A 17,349-nucleotide genomic window follows, 5' to 3' on the forward strand; every position below is an offset into this window, starting at 1 on the left:
ATACCCCCACAAATCTGAGCATTTTCTTTAATATTATAGATACAATACAAAACCTTAGTATCAGTATGTTCATGGGAGGTAACTATGCAGACATATGTAAAGGATTCTTTATTAGAATGGAAAGAAGAAATGTTAAAGCAGAAGAAAGAAATTGATGATGAATATGAAAAAGTGAAATCTGATCTTCAGTTATATTCTATTAAGTTCAGTATTACGAAACAAGTAATACAGTCCACGATTAATGATGAAATCATCGACAACATTAAAGATTCATATCACAAACCATTTGAAGAGAAATTCAATGAACTTAAACAATACATAAAAGAGTTAGATGAAAAAAGAAAAGTGTTTCAAATGTTTGTGGACAAAATAGATAAAGTCAGTGAAACTGAGATGATGGAGAAATAGAATAACTTGGCCAGGTGGAAAATCAAGTAGGATTCCCACCTGGCCAGCTTGTTTATTGTGGACTTACCATTTTACTCGGATCAACAAAGGCATCAAATTCTTCTTCTGTTAGCAGTTCCAGTTTTAGTGCGGCTTCTTTTAACGTGGTCCCTTCTTTGTGTGCAAGCTTAGCAATGGATGCTGCTTTTTCATATCCTATATGAGGGTTTAAGGATGTTACTAACATCAAAGAGTTTTGAAGGTTTAAGGCTATTTTTTCAAGATTAGGTTCCATTCCGCTGACGCATTTGTCGTTAAAACTGTTCATGCTGTCAGTCAAAAGTGTAACAGATTGTAAAAAATTATAGATAATGACGGGTTTGAACACATTCAGTTCAAAGTTACCCTGACTTGCAGCAATACCAATGGTTACATCATTGCCCATAACTTGCGTTGCCACCATTGTTAATGCCTCACTTTGGGTTGGGTTGACTTTGCCGGGCATAATAGAGCTTCCAGGTTCATTTTCAGGTATAGTTATCTCACCTATCCCGCTTCTTGGACCACTGGCAAGCCACCTTACGTCATTGGCAATTTTCATTAAATCTGCAGCAAGTGCTTTTATTGCTCCATGTACATATACAACCTGATCATGACTGGTTAATGCATGAAATTTATTCGCTGCAGAAATGAAATTTTTCCCTGTCAGTTGTGTAATCTCTTCCGCTACCATCCGCCCAAAATCTGGATGCGCATTTATCCCTGTACCTACTGCCGTTCCCCCTATGGCCAGTTCTTTCATATAGGGTAGGCTTTCTGTAATCATTTTCTCCCCTTTTTCAAGCATATGATGCCATCCGCTGATTTCTTGGCCCAGTGTAAGCGGGGTAGCATCTTGAAGGTGGGTTCTTCCAATTTTAATAACATCATTGAATTTGTCGGACTTTTGTAGCAAAGTCTCTTTTAGTCTCGTTAATGCCGGAAGAAGTCTTTCCTCCACTGCTAACACTCCAGCAATGTGTAAGGCAGTCGGAAACGTGTCATTGGAGCTTTGAGACATGTTTACATCATCGTTTGGATGAATCCGGTCCTCTCCTCCGCTGTCAGTTAACAGTTGGTTTGCCCTATTGGCAATCACTTCGTTTACATTCATATTGGATTGTGTACCACTACCTGTTTGCCACACAACTAGTGGAAAATGCTCATCCCATTTTCCTGTTATTACCTCTTGGGCAGCGGCTGTAATTGCCTCTGCTTTTTCGGAAGAGAGTTTGCTCAATTTATGATTACTTTTTGCCGCTGCTTTTTTTAATAGTGCAAAGCCGTGAATGATCTCTATTGGCATCTTCTCCGCACCAATAGCGAAATTTTCGATGCTTCTTTGCGTTTGTGCTCCCCATAGCTTATTCTTTGGAACTTTTATTTCTCCCATTGTATCTTTTTCAATACGGTATTCCATGTATGTAGTCTCCTTTCTTTTCATTACTTACTATTTACCTCTATTGTTAAAAGAAAAACGTAGTCTTTTCAGATAAGTATTTCTTTAAGCGCACAAAAATAACCTGTCTCTCATTTGAGAAACAGGTTAGCTAAATTAGTTTGTAACTTCTTCTTTTATTGCATCCATTCTTTTGCTTACTTCTTCTTCTGTTAATCCGTGTTCTGTGATATAACGATTTCTTGGGTGTACTCGGCATTCGTGGGAACAACTACGCAAGTATTTGTGTTCGTTTTCCTCAGAGCTCAAGATCTTCTTGTTACACTCAGGGTTTGCACAGTTTACATAGCGCTCGCAAGGTTCACCGGAAAAATGATCTTTCCCGACAACTACATGTTCCTTTTGATTAATTGGAACACTGATACGCTCATCAAACACATAGCATTGTCCATCCCATAGTTCTCCTTGCACTTCAGGGTCTTTCCCGTAAGTGACAATTCCTCCATCCAGCTGGGAAACATCCTCAAAACCTTCTTCAAGCAGCCATCCAGAGAACTTTTCACAACGTACTCCGCCAGTACAATACGTTAAAATCTTTTTGCCTTCAAAATTCTTTTTGTTTTCTTTAATCCATTGAGGAAGTTCTTTGAACGTATTGATGTCCGGTTTCACTGCACCACGGAAATGTCCAAGGTCGTACTCATAATCATTACGAGCATCAATTACCACTGTATCTTCGCTTTGTAATGCTTCTAACCATTCTTTTGGTTTTAAATGCTTCCCTGTTGTTTTGCGGGGATCGATATCATCTTCCAGGCGTAATGTTACCAATTCCGGACGATAACGAACCTTCATTTTAGGAAATGCATGTTCCGTTACTTCATCTACTTTATAGATGATATCTGAGAACAGAGGATGTGCATTCATATGCTCAATATAAGCGTCTGTTTGCTCGATCGTTCCTGAAACTGTACCGTTAATCCCTTCTTTTGCAATTAATACGCGGCCTTTCAATTCTAACTCTTTACAGAATTCCAGATGTTCTTGAGTTACCTCTTCAGGATTCTCGATATCTACATATTTATAATACAATAATACTCTATAGTCTTGACTCATCATTATCACCAATACCTTTATTAAATTTATCTATTTACATAGTTGACATAATTTTTTTTATATAAGAAGTTACAACATATTACTATATCAAAAATGATGGGATTGTGACAAGCTTTTATTACGATAACGGAAAGAAGTGAGTGTCATTTCATTATTTTTGGTGAAAATGTATTGATAAACATTTGGTTAAAGGGTATATTTTACACAAATGAAGGCGTTTTCAGTTGTTTTTTTCGAAACGTTTCACTAAATATGTTAAGAGGGGTTGTTAGAATTTGAAAAAGTTGCTTGGGTTATTTTTAATAACCATGGTGGGTGTTGGTACAATTCTCTATTTTACTAGCATTCCAGAAAAAACAGTTGTTCAGCCGAAAAATGATATGGAGAAAGAACTATTAGACACTGCTGAAAAAACGTTTCGATTTTTTGAAGATTATACCGATCTTGAAACAGGTCTTACCATGGACCGTGTTGACTTTGAGCAGGATGAAACGAAAGCCGAACATACCTCCCCTACTAATATTGCCATGTATATGATAGGGATGGTTTCTGGTGTGGAACTTGGCTTTATATCAAAAAATGAAGCCGAGCAAAAGCTTGAAAAAACCTTGCAGTCACTAGAAGATATGGAAACGCGGAATGGGCTTTATTACAATTGGTACTATACGAAGGATGGTACGCAAAAAAAAGATTGGGGACAGTTTATCTCTAGTGTTGACAATGGTTGGTTGACTGCAGGGTTAATCGTTACCGGGCAGTATTTTGAAGGTCTGAAAGATTTAACAGATCCCCTCGTGGAGCAAATGAATTATTCCACTCTTTATGACCCATCTGTTGGTCATCTACATGGAGGATATGATAAGGAACAAGAAAGTCTTACTTCTCATCATTACGGGATGTTATATACGGAGCCGCGAGTGGCAAGTTACCTCGCTATTGGTAAAGGAGATGTACCTGAGGAACATTGGTGGAAGTTGTACCGAACTTTTCCGCCAGAATTTGATTGGCAATCTCAATCTCCTTCAGGTGAGATGAAGGAGTATAACGGTGTAAGTGTGTTTCAAGGTGTGTACGAATATGACAACATTAAGTTTGTACCAAGCTGGGGAGGCAGTATGTTTGAAGCGCTGATGCCAAGCTTAGTGTTAAAGGAAAATGAACTTGGTGTGAATGGTTTAGGCTTAAATAATCTACAGCATGTAAAAGGTCAAATCCGCTATGCGGAAGTAAATGAATTGGAGGCTTGGGGCTTTTCTCCTGCAGCAATCCGAAATAATTATGGAGAGTTTGGAGCTCCTGTATTAGGAACTGAAGGTTATGAAGATAAAGCGACAGTTACACCACATGCGAGCTTTCTTGCATTAGAGCATGCTCCTGAAGAAGTTTATGACAACCTTAAAAAGCTTCGGGATATGGGAGTCTATGGAGAAGATTATGGCTATTATGACACAGTCAATCTTGAAACAGGGGAAGTTGCCCATACGTATCTTTCTTTGGACCAGGGAATGATTTTAGCCTCTATCACCAATTATTTAAAGAAAGGTGTCATCAGGGATTATTTTCATCAGGATCCGATTGGCAAAAAGCCGGAACATCTATTGGAAGTGGAGGATTTCGGTATCAGGGATTAAATTCAAAAAGAGCCACTGTTTGGCGGCTCTTTTTATTATTCTATAGAAATGTTATTTTATAGAACCAATATATGATAAAGAATTTACTTCAGCAGAATCATAGGAACCTTCTAGTATTTTTCTAATATCTTCAAGCATCGTCGGGAGGTCAACATCTTCTCCTTGTTTACCAGAGAAGGGTTCAGCAACATAGAAAGGTTGGGTTAGATATGCCTCCAATCTTTCCCCTCTCTTATATGTTTGTATTTCAGATTCGGGGAGTTGATCCATTCCTCTTACTTGAACAAGTGAGCGTAACTCACGGTACCGTCTAAGAAGTTTTTGTGAGCGTTGTTGTATGGATAAGTGGTGTTGATCTAGGTGAGCACCTTCTAAAACAGATGAAGTGGAATGTAAAGGATTAATAGCTGGATATTTATGTCTAGCTGCAAGATCTGCATCAAATTGCCATAACGTTTCTAATGGTCCATAAGGCAGGTCTTCATCCACAACCTGACCACTTAAATCAAGAAGGAATGTTGTAACTGTATTCATTCCAACCTTTTCTAGTTTGTTGTGAAGGTCTTGAATGTTCCCATTCGCTACATGACCACGGTCAGCAGTGAAAATTATCTCTTTATTTGGTCCAAGTTCCATGATTTTTTGGTAGGCTTCTTCTATTGTGCTTACAGCCAAATCCACATGATCAAGAATGTCCGTGACCTCAGGATGCTCCCCCTTAGGTGATAGCAAAATTGAAGTGTACCCTTCTCTTTTAAGACGGTAATACAACTCTGCTAGAACCACAAGTTGCCCCATGCCTGGTCTTGCCACAAGACCGTTAGTACCTCCTTTAGTCAATGGAGCCAATAAATCAATAGCTTTAATTTTTGTTTCAATCATATCGACTTTCTCCCCTCTCAATATCAACTCATCCAAGCTACACTCTGCTAAATCAGCTAGCGCGATAATGGTGCGTACCTCTGCTCTCCCAACTGGAATTTTGCCTGTGCACAGATTTGAAACGGTTGCTGGTCTTAAGCCCACAGATTTAGCCGCACTCGTCAAGTTTGGTACCTTTCTACGCAATAAAGCGACATTCAATCTTACATTTTCCATTATTTTCACCTCCTGTTACTTTATAGAGTAATTGATATTCTGTTTAAAAGCAATAAAAATTACGTTTAAACGCATTTATTTTTACTTCCAACCCTCAGTAGTAGGGATTTTAACTTTTCTAAGGCTTATTGTAACTATTTCTTTAGTTATTGTAACTTTCTCTAAGGTTATTGTGACTTTTACACCGGTCATTGTGACATTTCGGATTTCGCATTAAAAACACCACAAAAAAGAGAGCAGCACCTAAGCTGCTCTCTCTCCTCATTCAAAAACTTATTAAACATCCAACTCCATATCCGTAGATGCTTTACTGTTAAATACAGAAGTATCAAGGTCATTCGTCACCTTACTCGTCAGCACACCTGCGGTCATACTACCACTAACATTCACTGCTGTACGTCCCATATCAATTAGAGGTTCTACAGATATCAATAAACCTGCCAGTGCAATTGGTAAGTCCATTGCGGAAAGCACGAGAATTGCAGCGAAAGTTGCTCCGCCTCCTACTCCCGCAACCCCAAATGAACTGATAGCTACAATAACAATCAACATGAATAAGAAAGAGGGATCTAACGGATTTATTCCCACAGTCGGTGCAATCATCACTGCCAGCATGGCCGGATAGACACCTGCACAACCGTTTTGGCCAATAGATAACCCAAAAGAACCTGCGAAATTGGCAATACCATCTGATACACCGAATTCTTTCGTCTGTGTCTTGATGTTTAATGGTAAAGCTCCAGCACTTGTTCGAGAAGTAAAGGCAAATGATAGAACTGGTATCGCCTTACGAACATATGTCAATGGATTTAAACCGGCAATCGCTAAAAGAACTAAATGGATACCGAACACAATTGCCAGTGCCACATAAGATGCTGCTACAAACTGCCCAAGCTTGGCAATGGCTCCGTAATCACTTGTTGCAGTAACCTTGGTCATTAACGCCAGTACCCCATATGGAGTTAAACGAAGAATCAAGGTCACAACTCTCATAATGATGGTATAAAAGGTATCCACTATTTTTGCGAAGGATTCCGCCTGTTCAGGGTTTTTGCGTCTAACTCCTAAATAAGCAATCCCAATAAATGCGGCAAATATAACCACAGCTATTGTCGAAGTCGAACGTGCACCTGTAAAGTCAAGGAATACATTGGAAGGGATGAAATCTAGCATCTGTTGCGGAAATGTTTTAGATGCAAGGTCCCCTGCTCGCTGTTCCATCTGCTCTCCTCTAGCTGTTTCCGCTTCTCCTTGCTCAATTTGGATTGCTTCTAGATCAAAGACAAGTGTGGTACCGATACCAACGGCTGCTGCTACAGCTGTCGTACCGATTAAGATACCAAGGATCAACCCGCTGATCTTTCCAATGTTACTCTTTAATGTAAGTCTGGTGAATGCTGCAATGATACTGATGAACACTAATGGCATTACAATCATCTGCAGAAATTTTACATAGCCAGAACCGACAATATTGAACCAGTCGATAGAACCTGTCAAAACTTCCGAACCTGATCCATAAACAAACTGAAGTCCAAGACCGAAAAGAATCCCTATCCCCAATGCAGAGAAAACGCGCTTAGAAAAAGAAACGCCTTTCTTTTGCATCGTATAAAGCCCAAAGCAAAGTAAAAGTAATAAAATAATATTAAGTACAATAAACAAAGTTTCCATACTATCTCCCCCTTCTTTCTTACTAAAATACTTTAATCCACTAAAACAACCCTGTCAAGTAGGAATTGGATATGGAAGAATAATTTTCCAAGGGAAAATCATTCTTTGATATAATGTATGGAGCTTATTCTCATACATGCCATTAAACAAAAAAAGAGGCTGTCCTTTTTTACAGGACAACCTCCATAGTATTATTGTTCTTTGTCTACCATCGTTTCGAATGCTGCGGAAACTTTATTAAACTCTTCGTCTGTTTCAATTTCGGATAATTCTCCGTCTTCTTCCACTTTCAAGAAGAAAATATCGACGTCGCCAGTCGTGTCTTTTTCAATCTCTTCTACAAAACCGACTGCTACGTATACAGCGCCTTCCACGTCCATCGTTCCAAGAACCTCAAGTTCTTGTTCCTGATCATTCTCATCGGTCACAATAAAAATATCTCCAACTTCTATCTTTTCCATTTTTCTTTTCTCCCTTCAGTTACTTTACTTAGTGCTCTTGTAAGTATTTTCCTAGTACTCGTTATTCTATACACGATATAGAACTTACTTATCTTAACACACTGTGTTACTCAATTGGTCTAGGAAGCAAATAAAAACGAGCCTCCACATAAAGATGGAAGCTCGTTTTTTAGTGTGTTTTTAAAGGAACAAGCCACAACTGCCGTAACTTAGTATAAGAAAGTTTTAAACCACCACTCCTGAAAGTGGGTGTTCGCAAAACCATTCCTGTCGTCCTCTATCCATGGAGGCATGACATTCCTGCTTTTATATAAAACTCCCTAGCTAAGTATAAAGGTTAAAACTTTGTTATGGTTACGTACATCGTAGCTTGTTTCCCTATAGTACAGGAGAACGAGAAAAAATGCAAATGGTTTTAGTTATAACACTGTCTTGAAATGTTCCCCGCAGTATGTTAGCACTGCCTGCTCTTCTTCTTCTTCCATTTCGAAATCCAACGCCTTGTTGGTATTTTCTTCGTAGAATTGATATTGAGCAATCCTATGTCCATTACTATCTACGGCAAGGATCACTTTTATATATACACCCTGCTCGGAATATAATTCATCTTCTTCATCAATTTCCAGATCTAGAAAAAATTCATATCTATCCCCCTCGATAATTCCCGTCGGATCTTTGAGCTTTTCCGCTTCATGACCTTTAATATTCATTGTTAAATCTTCCTTTCTATCTCTTAAAATTCCTGTTAGTAAAATCTTTTTTCTTTGCTTTTTCTTTTCTCGCTTTTGCAATATTTATATTGCGTTCTTCCTCGTAATCTTCGCGGTCAGGAATACTAATGCCTTTAAAAACGAGCTTCTCAAGTGGCATATCTATTCCCTTTTCTATCATTTGTAGGAAATCCACATCTCTAGGAGCGTAAAGGGTGTATGCTTCTCCTGTTCCGCTCGCTCGCCCTGTGCGGCCGGTACGATGGATGTATGTCTCTAAGTCTTCTGGAATGTCATAATTATAGACATGTGTAACACCTTCTACATCAAGCCCACGAGCAGCTACATCTGTTGCAACCAGGTATTGAAGTTTAGCCTCCCGGAACCATTTCATTGCTCTGTTCCGTTTGGATTGTGGGATATCACCGTGTAATGCTTCACATTCTATGCCCTCGTGTTTTAGCACTTCGGTCAATTTTTGTACCCTAGCCTTTGTACGGCAGAAGATAATGGCTAAATAGGGATTATGTTCTTTTATAAGATGAAGCATAGTGCCTTCTTTACGGCGATCAGTCGTTTCCACGGCATAATGGTTGATCGTCTCTACAGTCACTTGCTTTTCCACAATTTGAATGTGTTTAGGCTGCTTCATATATTTTTGAGCTAAAGAATGGATCTCATTTGGTATGGTTGCAGAAAATAACATTGTCTGCCGAGAAGAAAATGTTTCTCCGGTGATGGTATCTATATCCGGTAAAAACCCCATTAATAGCATCTGATCTGCTTCATCGATGACAAGCATAGAGATAGTGGAAAGGTCAATTGTCCCTCTTCTCACATGATCTAGCAAGCGTCCAGGTGTTGCCACGATAATATGTTGTGCTCCTTTAAGCTTTTTCAGCTGGGAATTAACATCCTGTCCACCATATACTGCAAGAACGTTTAAATCATCTATGTTTTCCTTTAATTTCTTTATCTCTTTTGTTATTTGGTGAGCAAGCTCTCTGGTTGGTGTTAATATCAATGCTTGTGTATCAGGGCTATTAACATCCACTTTTTCCAGAATAGGAAGGACAAAAGCTAAAGTCTTACCCGTGCCTGTCTGCGCCTGTGCAATTACATCATGTCCCTCAAGAACTGTAGGAATGGTTTGTTCCTGTATGGGGGTTGGGGAATTTATTCCCATGGATTTTAAGGAGTGGTTTACTGCCTTACGAATCCCTAATTTTAAAAAATCAGTCACTCTTATCACGTCTCTTTTCTAAATATGGCCTTGAAATAGCTTTCATAACTATATCACATATTAAAGTAGAGCATAAACAAAAAACCGATCTTACTCATAGATCGGTTTTTAAACATTATATCCAATTTTATTTAAACCAACCTTTTTCCTTGGATTGGGTAATAGCTTCAATTCGGTTTTTCACTTCCAGCTTATCGAGTATGGTAGAAATGTAGTTTCTAACGGTACCTGATTTGATGCGTAATTCATCAGCTATCTCCTGTGTATTTTTCCCATCTGCCACCAATTCTAGAACTGCTTTTTCCCTTTCTGTCAGCGGATTTTCCTCTCCGTAGAAGTCATCCATCAATTCAGGGGCATAGACACGTCTTCCTGACATGATGCTCCGAATGGAATTGGCCAGCTCTTCACTTGGACTGTCTTTTAGTAAGTAACCTGTAACACCCGCTTTTAAGGCTCTTTGGAAATATCCTGTTCTTGCAAATGTGGTCAATATGATTACTTTGCAACCTAACCCTTTTAACTCTTCCGCTGCCTCCAAGCCTGTTTTTTCTGGCATCTCAATATCCATGATACATACATCAGGCTTATATTTATGGTATAAAGCTACAGCCTCTTCCCCGTTCCCGGCCATTCCGACCACTTCCATATCGTCTTCCAAATCTAGTAATGAACCTAAGGCGCCTAACATCATTCGTTGGTCCTCTGCTATTACTATCCTTATCATGCATTCTCCCCCTGTTCCCTTTGATTGACCATTTTAGGCACCTTGATACGGAGCGTTGTTCCCTGTTCCCCACTAATCTCCATTAAGCCATTTACAAATTCCAGTCGTTCCTTAATACCGAGCAGTCCGCTGCCTTTTCCTATATCATCCTGCTCTGTCATACCAACCCCGTTGTCTTGGATGGTCAGCCTAATTTCGTCTCCTAATTGTTCCATACGGACCATACATTTGGATGCTTTACTATGTTTTACCACATTGGTGACCGCTTCTTTCAAACACATACTCAAAATGTTCTCCAAGAACAATGAATTGTTCTTTAAAGGTAAATCGTGTTTCAATTTTAGTTCTATCTCTGCAGCGTCAAGAATTTGTTTTATTCTTACAAACTCCTCTTTTAATCGAATTCCTCTCATGTGAGACACCATTTGTCTCACTTCATTTAACGCTGTCCTCGCTGTTTGTTGGACATCTTTTAGCTCTGATTTTGCCTGATCAGGGTTTTTATTCATTACCTTCCTTGCAAGATCACTCTTTAAGCCGATTAATGAGAGTTTTTGTCCAAGTGTATCATGCAGGTCTCTTGCGATTCGTTGCCTTTCTTCTTGGATGATAAGCTCAGAAATTCTTTTATTGGCTACATCCAACTGCTCTTCTAACTGATCCTGTTTTCGCTTATTGTAAAGATTAAATGGCAATAAGATCACGGCAATCCAAATAATCACTACAAAAGGGATTTGCTTTAGGAATAACTCGTCTCTCATGACAACATTTATGTTAATTGCTACTGTAGTTGCAATTAGATGAATGATATATAGCACGATAAAGGCAATTTTATTCTTAATTTTCCCATTGTAAAATGCAATATAGAAAGCAAAATAGATGAAATGAAACAGTATAGTCATCGTAATGGAAATCCCTATCAGTAAACAAGTCCAGAGATAAACCGGCCACTGATTGGAGATGAACGCAAATCTATAAGCAATAAAAAATAGAATCGTTAAGAAGATACCCACTATTATTTCAGGTGTGGATGATGATTGAAAAATAAAATAAAACGGCAGGATGCTAAATACGCTCCAGATGTATGGGGATATTCCAGAACCTTTTTGAAACATTAAGTATCTTTTTTTCATAGTTGAAACCTCATTTACCTTTACATATCTTGTATAATCTCATTATAACAAATATTATTAGGAAAGTTTTGTAAAATACTCTTCGTCTTTTACCCTCATTTTACTATTATAATGAGACTTGGCATAGTCATACGTGTCATGAACATGTTATGACAAATGTCATATATCTCATCAATTAGATGGATTTTTACTGAACTTTTTATTCGTTAATAAATTTAGAACTGCCATCCCATCGCTTGGACAGCCATTTAGGTGGTTAATTGGAAATAATGAAAAGAATAAAAAGTAAAAGGAGAAATAGGTAAACTGATAAAAGAAAATGCTTGGCTCTAAAAAGTCATTTAAGATTAATGTGTTCAAGATAAAAATGGATAAGATATTGAAAAGTGATCCCCCTAAATAAACTAAAATTTTATCAAGTTTAGACGCTTTTTTGCTTAACGATATATATTCACACCAACCATCATAAAAATATAACTTCCTTATGCGAATAGAACCAAACTTGAATAGGATATTTCCTGTTCCTATATGAACGATCACCTTACCACCAAAAAGCTTAGCAAAGAAATAATGCCCCATTTCATGAATGGTTGTCACGATAGGTAGCACAAGAAAAAAGGAGAAAAAGAATTTCCACAAATCATTAATCCCAAACAATGTAAACACTACCTTCCTTATTAAAAAGATTAAATAATGCTTACATACCCTATATTGGTTAATCAAACATGAATTTTTAAAAAAATTTCACTAAACCAATTTACCCGTTTTTTATTGGAAAATCCCACACCTGCATTTATAGTGTGGGATTTTCTAATTTCTCTTAATAAGAGGTTTTGGATTTAATATTTTGCAAACAACTGTTAAAAAACTCACTTGCCAACTTGTATTGTTGGTTTACGTAATAGTATTTCGCTAACATCTCCGTATACTTAATCGTGTAACGTTCATTTCCAGCATTCTTAAAATAAGGAATCACTTCTTGTTGGATGTATTGCTCTAACTCTGGATCTTTATCCAATAAATAGATATGTGCAGTGAAGTGAAGAATATATTCTTTTGAATCAGTTCTCACAGCCAATCTCAACCCTTGTTCTGCCCATTCTTTTGAAAATTCTGTTTGATTCAAAAAGTAATACTCTTCGACTAGACCTAGTATGGAATATACACTTCTCTCTTCTTCTCTTTTCCTTTTTAACGATTCTAAATAATAATAGATTGCTTCCTCTGACTGTTTCTGATAGGACTTGATGCAACCAAGATTATGTAAGGCCATCGATTCCAGATATGCATCTTCAATGGTTTCTCCAATATTTTTTGCTGACAGATAATGTTTTTCTGCTAAATCTTGTCTCTTGGAATGGTTAAAGTTGATGCCTAAAATAATATGACACTCTGCCGAACGTTTATTGTTATAGAGACTTTGGTAGAGAGAAAGTGCCTTTTCTGCAAAAAAGATGGATTCAAACGTATCACAAGTTTTTAATTTTGTTAATGCCACTTGATAATACAGTTCTGCTTTATCATTTTCAGAAATATAAGGTAGTTTTTTCGCTAAGGATAGGGCATTATCAAGCGCTAAAGTGGATTGTAAAAAATTATTAGTTCGATAATAATAAATACCTAATGTTTTATGATGTATATATTCAACCGTGGGATTTATGCTGGTAGGTAAATTTCTAATTTGATTATATATTGGATTGTATAACTTTCTATCATTATTTAATATAAAGTATTTAAGTTTTACCACTAGATAAAGTAAGTTTATATTGGGGTCTGATAATAAATTATCCGTATCAAACTCATCATTTAAGTATTGGAACTTTTCCCTTGCTGCTTTCTTATTTTGGAGCACTGTAAAATCATAAATTGTGTATAGTAGTTCTTCCACTGGTGTATTAAATTTTAGTTTCTCATGAACTTTCACACTATCTTTGTGTCCTTCTGATAATTCGAAGGTGCCAACGATTCCTTGATCTAGATTATAGTTTAGAGAGAAACTGTCTCTAGAAAGCCTATTAATATGATATTTTAAATTGCTCATCAAATACACCCTTTGTGTGAATTATAAGAATATTTTACCACCTTCTTCTACATATTTATACAACATTCCATCAGTTTTTTGTTTTTTCCTGAAAATTCACCATCTACGCCTTTATTCCGTACAAGATAGAGCTCTTTCATTTGTTTACTTGGATTAACTTCGTTGGTTGTCACAAATTAGCCGAATCTTTGCCATAAAGATGTCATATTCAAGCGCTTTCCCCCTGTTTTGCTTCTAGTTTAAAGGGAATATACTAGAAAGAGAGTTTGCTTGATGTTTATTTTGTGAAGTATTGAGCAATCTATTGTATAATAAAAATGAATCTTGAAGACAGAAATTTTGTGTTAGAGAAGGAGTGGAATTTGGATGTTTGGGATGTTTGAATACGATCCGGTTTTATTAAGCCGAATTCTAACAGGTATTACGTTGGCTGTACACGTGATCTTCGCCACTGTCGGGGTGGGAGTACCCCTAATGATAGCTTTGGCAGAGTGGATGGGGATCAAAAGGAATGATGAGCATTACCGCCTGCTTGCGAGAAGATGGGCACGTGGATTTGTCATTACCGTGGCAATTGGGGTAGTGACCGGTACCGCTATTGGTTTGCAATTAAGTCTGCTGTGGCCAAACTTTATGCAGATGGCAGGCCATGTTATTAGTCTTCCATTATTCATGGAAACCTTTGCGTTCTTCTTTGAAGCTATTTTCCTCGGAATCTATTTATATACGTGGGACCGATTTAAAAAGAAAATTTATCACTTTTTTATTTTGATCCCTGTAGCACTAGGAGCGATGGCTTCTGGCTTCTTTATCACAACAGTGAACGGCTTTATGAATGCACCTAGAGGATTTGACCTTGAAAACGGCGTTCTGACCAATATCCGTCCATTAGAAGCAATGTTTAATCCTGCAACCCCTACAAAAGTTGCTCACGTTTTATCTTCGGCGTATTTAACAACAGCTTTTGTTTTAGCTGCTATAGCAGCATTTGCAATACTTAGAGGAAAAGATCATGTTTATCATAAAAAAGCATTGCACCTCACTATGACAGCAGCTGCAATCTTTGCGATATCCACTGCGATCATCGGTGATTTCTCAGGTAAGTATTTGGCAAAATATCAACCTGAAAAACTTGCGGCAGCAGAATGGCACTTTGAAACTTCATCAGAGGCTCCGTTAATATTGGGTGGTGTGCTTCAAGGAGATAATGAAGTAAAATACGCATTGGAAATTCCATATGCCTTAAGTATTTTGGCTCACGGTAACCCTGATGCGGAAGTAATCGGCTTAGAAGAATTTCCTGAAGAGGAGCTACCTCCATTAATCGTCCATTACTTCTTTGATTTGATGGTTGGAATTGGTATGTTCCTGGCGTTTATATCAATATTGTACGTCTTGTTTGCAAAAGTCCGGAAATGGAACGAATGGAACAAGCCTTTGTTATGGGCAATAGTTGCGGGTGGACCGCTCGCTGTCCTAGCCATCGAGATGGGTTGGTTCTTTGCGGAACTTGGAAGGCAGCCTTGGTTGCTTGTAGGCTATATGACCGTCGAACAAGGGGCAACAACCTCGGAACATGTTGATTTAATGATTGTACTATTTGTTCTACTTTACATCGTTCTTCTGACAACTTGTGCGACTGTATTACGGAAAATGTTTAAAAATAACCCTGTGGAGAAAGAGCTCCACGATAGGGGCATGGAGTAAGGGGGATGAGGAATGACTTATGAAGTAATAGGAATTACTGTCCTGTGGACGTTTTTGTACGGGTATCTAATTGTGGCATCCATTGACTTTGGCGCTGGTTTCTTTAGTTATTATTCCACCATTACAAAGAAAAATCATCTAATCAACAAAGTGATTGTCCGTTACCTCTCCCCGGTTTGGGAGGTAACGAATGTGTTCCTTGTTTTCTTCTTTATAGGAATAGTAGGCTTCTTCCCTTCTACTGCCTATTATTATGGAACAACACTGTTAGTTCCGGGAAGTATCGCCATTGTATTATTGGCCATACGCGGATCATATTATGCTTTTCATCACTATGGTGAAAAAGGAAACAACTTTTACCAAGCTTTATATGGAGCCACAGGACTTTTAATTCCTGCTTCCTTATCTGTTGTGCTCACCATTTCAGAGGGTGGCTTCATTTACAAGTATGAAGACTCCGTATGGCTTGATTACGGAGCACTGTTCACTAGTTTTTATTCTTGGGCAGTGGTCATCTTGGCGTTAGTAAGTGTCCTCTACATCTCTGCTTATTTCTTAGCATTTTATGCTAAAGCAGCACGTGACGAAAAAGCATTTGAAGTATTAAGAAAATATGCATTAAACTGGAGTCTTCCAACCATTCTAGCAAGTGTTCTCGTCTTCTTCGCTTTAAGTGATCATAACCCAGAACACTTTGATAAAATGTTGGAGCTTTCCTGGATGTTCAGTCTATCGTTCCTCTTTTTCCTTGGAGCGGTTTATCTGATGTGGAAAAAGAAACACCTTGGAGTAGCTTTTATCTTGGTGATGCTTCAGTTTGCAACGGCATTCTTTGGTTACGGGGCATCTCATATGCCATACCTTCTGTATCCATATTTGACGATCTATGATGGATTTACTAATGAGGCAATGGCTGTCGCGTTGATTACAGCATTCATTGCCGGTCTTTGCCTACTGATTCCTTCATTATATCTATTGATGCGCTTGTTTTTATTCGATAACAAGTACGTGCAAGGAAAAAAATAAGGAGGTTCATTCCATGGAAAACTTCTTGATTATGTATGCTTCACCATTGATAGTGGCTTCAGGTATCTTCGTTCTATTCTTTTGGGGAGCTAAGGGGAAAGAAAAATACAAATAACATTAAAAACTGCTTTCCTGATAATGGGGAAAGCAGTTTTTTCGAGTTAAGAAATCTTATTAATGATTGCATTTAGTACATCTCTGTAAAAATCGTCGCTATGCGGAACAAAATTTGCTTTATTTATCTTCCATTTACTCGCTTCCATCTTGCCTTCTTTGTTCTCAAACAATCCTTCTATTAGTATTGTATCTTGATAATCTTTAAACCATAAATCCATAAAACCATCTATAGGAACGAGGTACATTCCACTCACTTCTTCCTGCTGGAGCGTAAACTCTTGAAGCGGAATCACTCTTTTCAGTAAAAAGACATGCGCATGCTCTTTATCAATAAAGTCCTCCAATACTTTCTCATATGGAAAAACCCCAAGATAATTTAATTCTTCTATCGCTACAGTCAGACCTATTTCTTCTTTCACTTCCCTTATCCCGTCTTCTATATTTTCGTTATGTAACAGGTGCCCTGCTGCTGTTATATCTAATAGTCCAGGATAGTCTTTTTTATCTTCGCTTCTGAGTTGGAAGTAAAGATAATTTTCCCCTTCTATTTCTGCAACCAGCCAAAAATGAAACGTTTCATGCCAATACCCTTTCTGGTGAACCTCCTCCCTTGAAGCGATTCCAACATATTCCCTTTGTTTGGTAAAAACTTTAAATTGCTCCAGTTCTCCCACTACCACCTTCAACTCCTAACTGTTACTAACTTATTCTACGAAACTGATTCATTAATTTCTCCCTCTAACAATAGCTAATATATTGGCAATCTATCAACTTATATTAATTTTCGCGAATTCGGGAAATGATTTTGATATAGTGAAAAATACATTTTTGTAATATAACACC

Annotated in this window: 17 protein-coding genes and 1 other RNA gene; 5 read left to right on the top strand and 13 right to left on the bottom strand. The window is 37.8% G+C overall.

From position 1 onward, the window contains the following. The first annotated feature begins 84 nt into the window (after nt 1-84). Nucleotides 85-408 carry a hypothetical protein gene (locus HF078_RS16540; RefSeq protein ID WP_169292139.1) on the top strand — a complete coding sequence of 108 codons (324 nt, stop codon included), beginning with the start codon at nt 85-87 and terminating at the stop codon, nt 406-408. A gap of 52 nt (nt 409-460) precedes the next feature. Here HF078_RS16540 and fumC read toward each other — a convergent pair whose 3' ends face one another. Next, the gene (gene fumC / locus HF078_RS16545; protein ID WP_169292140.1) at nt 461-1,846 is read right to left on the bottom strand and encodes a class II fumarate hydratase; all 1,386 of its coding nucleotides are present in this window, start codon (nt 1,844-1,846) and stop codon (nt 461-463) included. Between the two features lie 135 nt (nt 1,847-1,981). Then, nucleotides 1,982-2,941, bottom strand: a complete 960-nt coding sequence (gene trhO, locus HF078_RS16550) for an oxygen-dependent tRNA uridine(34) hydroxylase TrhO (RefSeq protein WP_169292201.1) — start codon at nt 2,939-2,941, stop codon at nt 1,982-1,984. 275 nt (nt 2,942-3,216) lie between these two features. On the opposite strand from trhO, the gene HF078_RS16555 reads away from it, so the two are divergent. Further along, nucleotides 3,217-4,572: a glucoamylase family protein gene (locus HF078_RS16555; RefSeq protein WP_169292141.1), complete on the top strand. Its 1,356-nt coding sequence runs from the start codon at nt 3,217-3,219 to the stop codon at nt 4,570-4,572. A 51-nt stretch (nt 4,573-4,623) separates the two neighbouring features. Here the strand turns inward: HF078_RS16555 and HF078_RS16560 are convergent, their stop codons facing one another. The 10 genes from HF078_RS16560 to HF078_RS16605 form a co-directional block, all read right to left on the bottom strand. Next, the gene (locus HF078_RS16560; protein ID WP_169292142.1) at nt 4,624-5,670 is read right to left on the bottom strand and encodes an ATP synthase beta subunit C-terminal domain-containing protein; all 1,047 of its coding nucleotides are present in this window, start codon (nt 5,668-5,670) and stop codon (nt 4,624-4,626) included. A 276-nt stretch (nt 5,671-5,946) separates the two neighbouring features. Further along, nucleotides 5,947-7,341 (bottom strand): L-cystine transporter, encoded by a 1,395-nt coding sequence (locus HF078_RS16565; RefSeq protein WP_169292143.1) that lies wholly within the window; start codon nt 7,339-7,341, stop codon nt 5,947-5,949. Nucleotides 7,342-7,532: 191 nt separating this feature from the next. Continuing rightward, a complete protein-coding gene (locus tag HF078_RS16570; protein ID WP_169292144.1) occupies nt 7,533-7,802 on the bottom strand; it encodes a DUF1292 domain-containing protein in 270 nt (89 codons plus the stop codon). Nucleotides 7,803-7,988: 186 nt separating this feature from the next. Continuing rightward, nucleotides 7,989-8,177, bottom strand: a non-coding RNA gene (ssrS, locus tag HF078_RS16575) — 6S RNA. Between the two features lie 44 nt (nt 8,178-8,221). Beyond that, entirely contained in the window at nt 8,222-8,512 is a 291-nt protein-coding gene (locus tag HF078_RS16580) for a DUF6509 family protein (RefSeq protein WP_169292145.1), read from the bottom strand. Nucleotides 8,513-8,528: 16 nt separating this feature from the next. Next, nucleotides 8,529-9,755 carry a DEAD/DEAH box helicase gene (locus HF078_RS16585; protein WP_346775359.1) on the bottom strand — a complete coding sequence of 409 codons (1,227 nt, stop codon included), beginning with the start codon at nt 9,753-9,755 and terminating at the stop codon, nt 8,529-8,531. A 127-nt stretch (nt 9,756-9,882) separates the two neighbouring features. Further along, nucleotides 9,883-10,482, bottom strand: a complete 600-nt coding sequence (locus tag HF078_RS16590) for a response regulator transcription factor (protein WP_169292146.1) — start codon at nt 10,480-10,482, stop codon at nt 9,883-9,885. After that, nucleotides 10,479-11,615 (bottom strand): sensor histidine kinase, encoded by a 1,137-nt coding sequence (locus tag HF078_RS16595; RefSeq protein WP_169292147.1) that lies wholly within the window; start codon nt 11,613-11,615, stop codon nt 10,479-10,481. Before HF078_RS16595 ends, HF078_RS16590 begins: the two co-directional genes overlap by 4 nt. A 171-nt stretch (nt 11,616-11,786) precedes the next feature. Continuing rightward, nucleotides 11,787-12,272: a site-2 protease family protein gene (locus HF078_RS16600; RefSeq protein WP_169292148.1), complete on the bottom strand. Its 486-nt coding sequence runs from the start codon at nt 12,270-12,272 to the stop codon at nt 11,787-11,789. Nucleotides 12,273-12,435: 163 nt separating this feature from the next. Further along, nucleotides 12,436-13,656 (bottom strand): tetratricopeptide repeat protein, encoded by a 1,221-nt coding sequence (locus HF078_RS16605; protein ID WP_169292149.1) that lies wholly within the window; start codon nt 13,654-13,656, stop codon nt 12,436-12,438. Between the two features lie 375 nt (nt 13,657-14,031). Here HF078_RS16605 and HF078_RS16610 point away from each other — a divergent pair, with 375 nt between their 5' ends. Genes HF078_RS16610 through cydS form a run of 3 tightly spaced genes read left to right on the top strand, consistent with a single transcriptional unit; the run spans nt 14,032 to nt 16,504 of the window. Further along, on the top strand, nt 14,032-15,363 hold the full coding sequence (locus tag HF078_RS16610; protein ID WP_169292203.1) for a cytochrome ubiquinol oxidase subunit I: 1,332 nt from the start codon (nt 14,032-14,034) through the stop codon (nt 15,361-15,363). Between the two features lie 12 nt (nt 15,364-15,375). Further along, a complete protein-coding gene (locus tag HF078_RS16615; protein WP_169292150.1) occupies nt 15,376-16,389 on the top strand; it encodes a cytochrome d ubiquinol oxidase subunit II in 1,014 nt (337 codons plus the stop codon). A gap of 13 nt (nt 16,390-16,402) precedes the next feature. After that, complete coding sequence (gene cydS, locus HF078_RS21330) at nt 16,403-16,504, top strand: cytochrome bd oxidase small subunit CydS family protein (RefSeq protein ID WP_481748025.1); 102 nt, start codon at nt 16,403-16,405, stop codon at nt 16,502-16,504. 46 nt (nt 16,505-16,550) lie between these two features. Here cydS and HF078_RS16620 read toward each other — a convergent pair whose 3' ends face one another. Further along, nucleotides 16,551-17,186, bottom strand: coding sequence for an NUDIX hydrolase (locus HF078_RS16620; RefSeq protein WP_346775360.1), 636 nt, complete (start codon nt 17,184-17,186; stop codon nt 16,551-16,553). Nucleotides 17,187-17,349 lie beyond the last annotated feature (163 nt).

This window comes from Bacillus sp. RO2 (genome assembly GCF_012911845.1).
Taxonomy (GTDB): domain Bacteria; phylum Bacillota; class Bacilli; order Bacillales; family Bacillaceae_I; genus Sutcliffiella_A.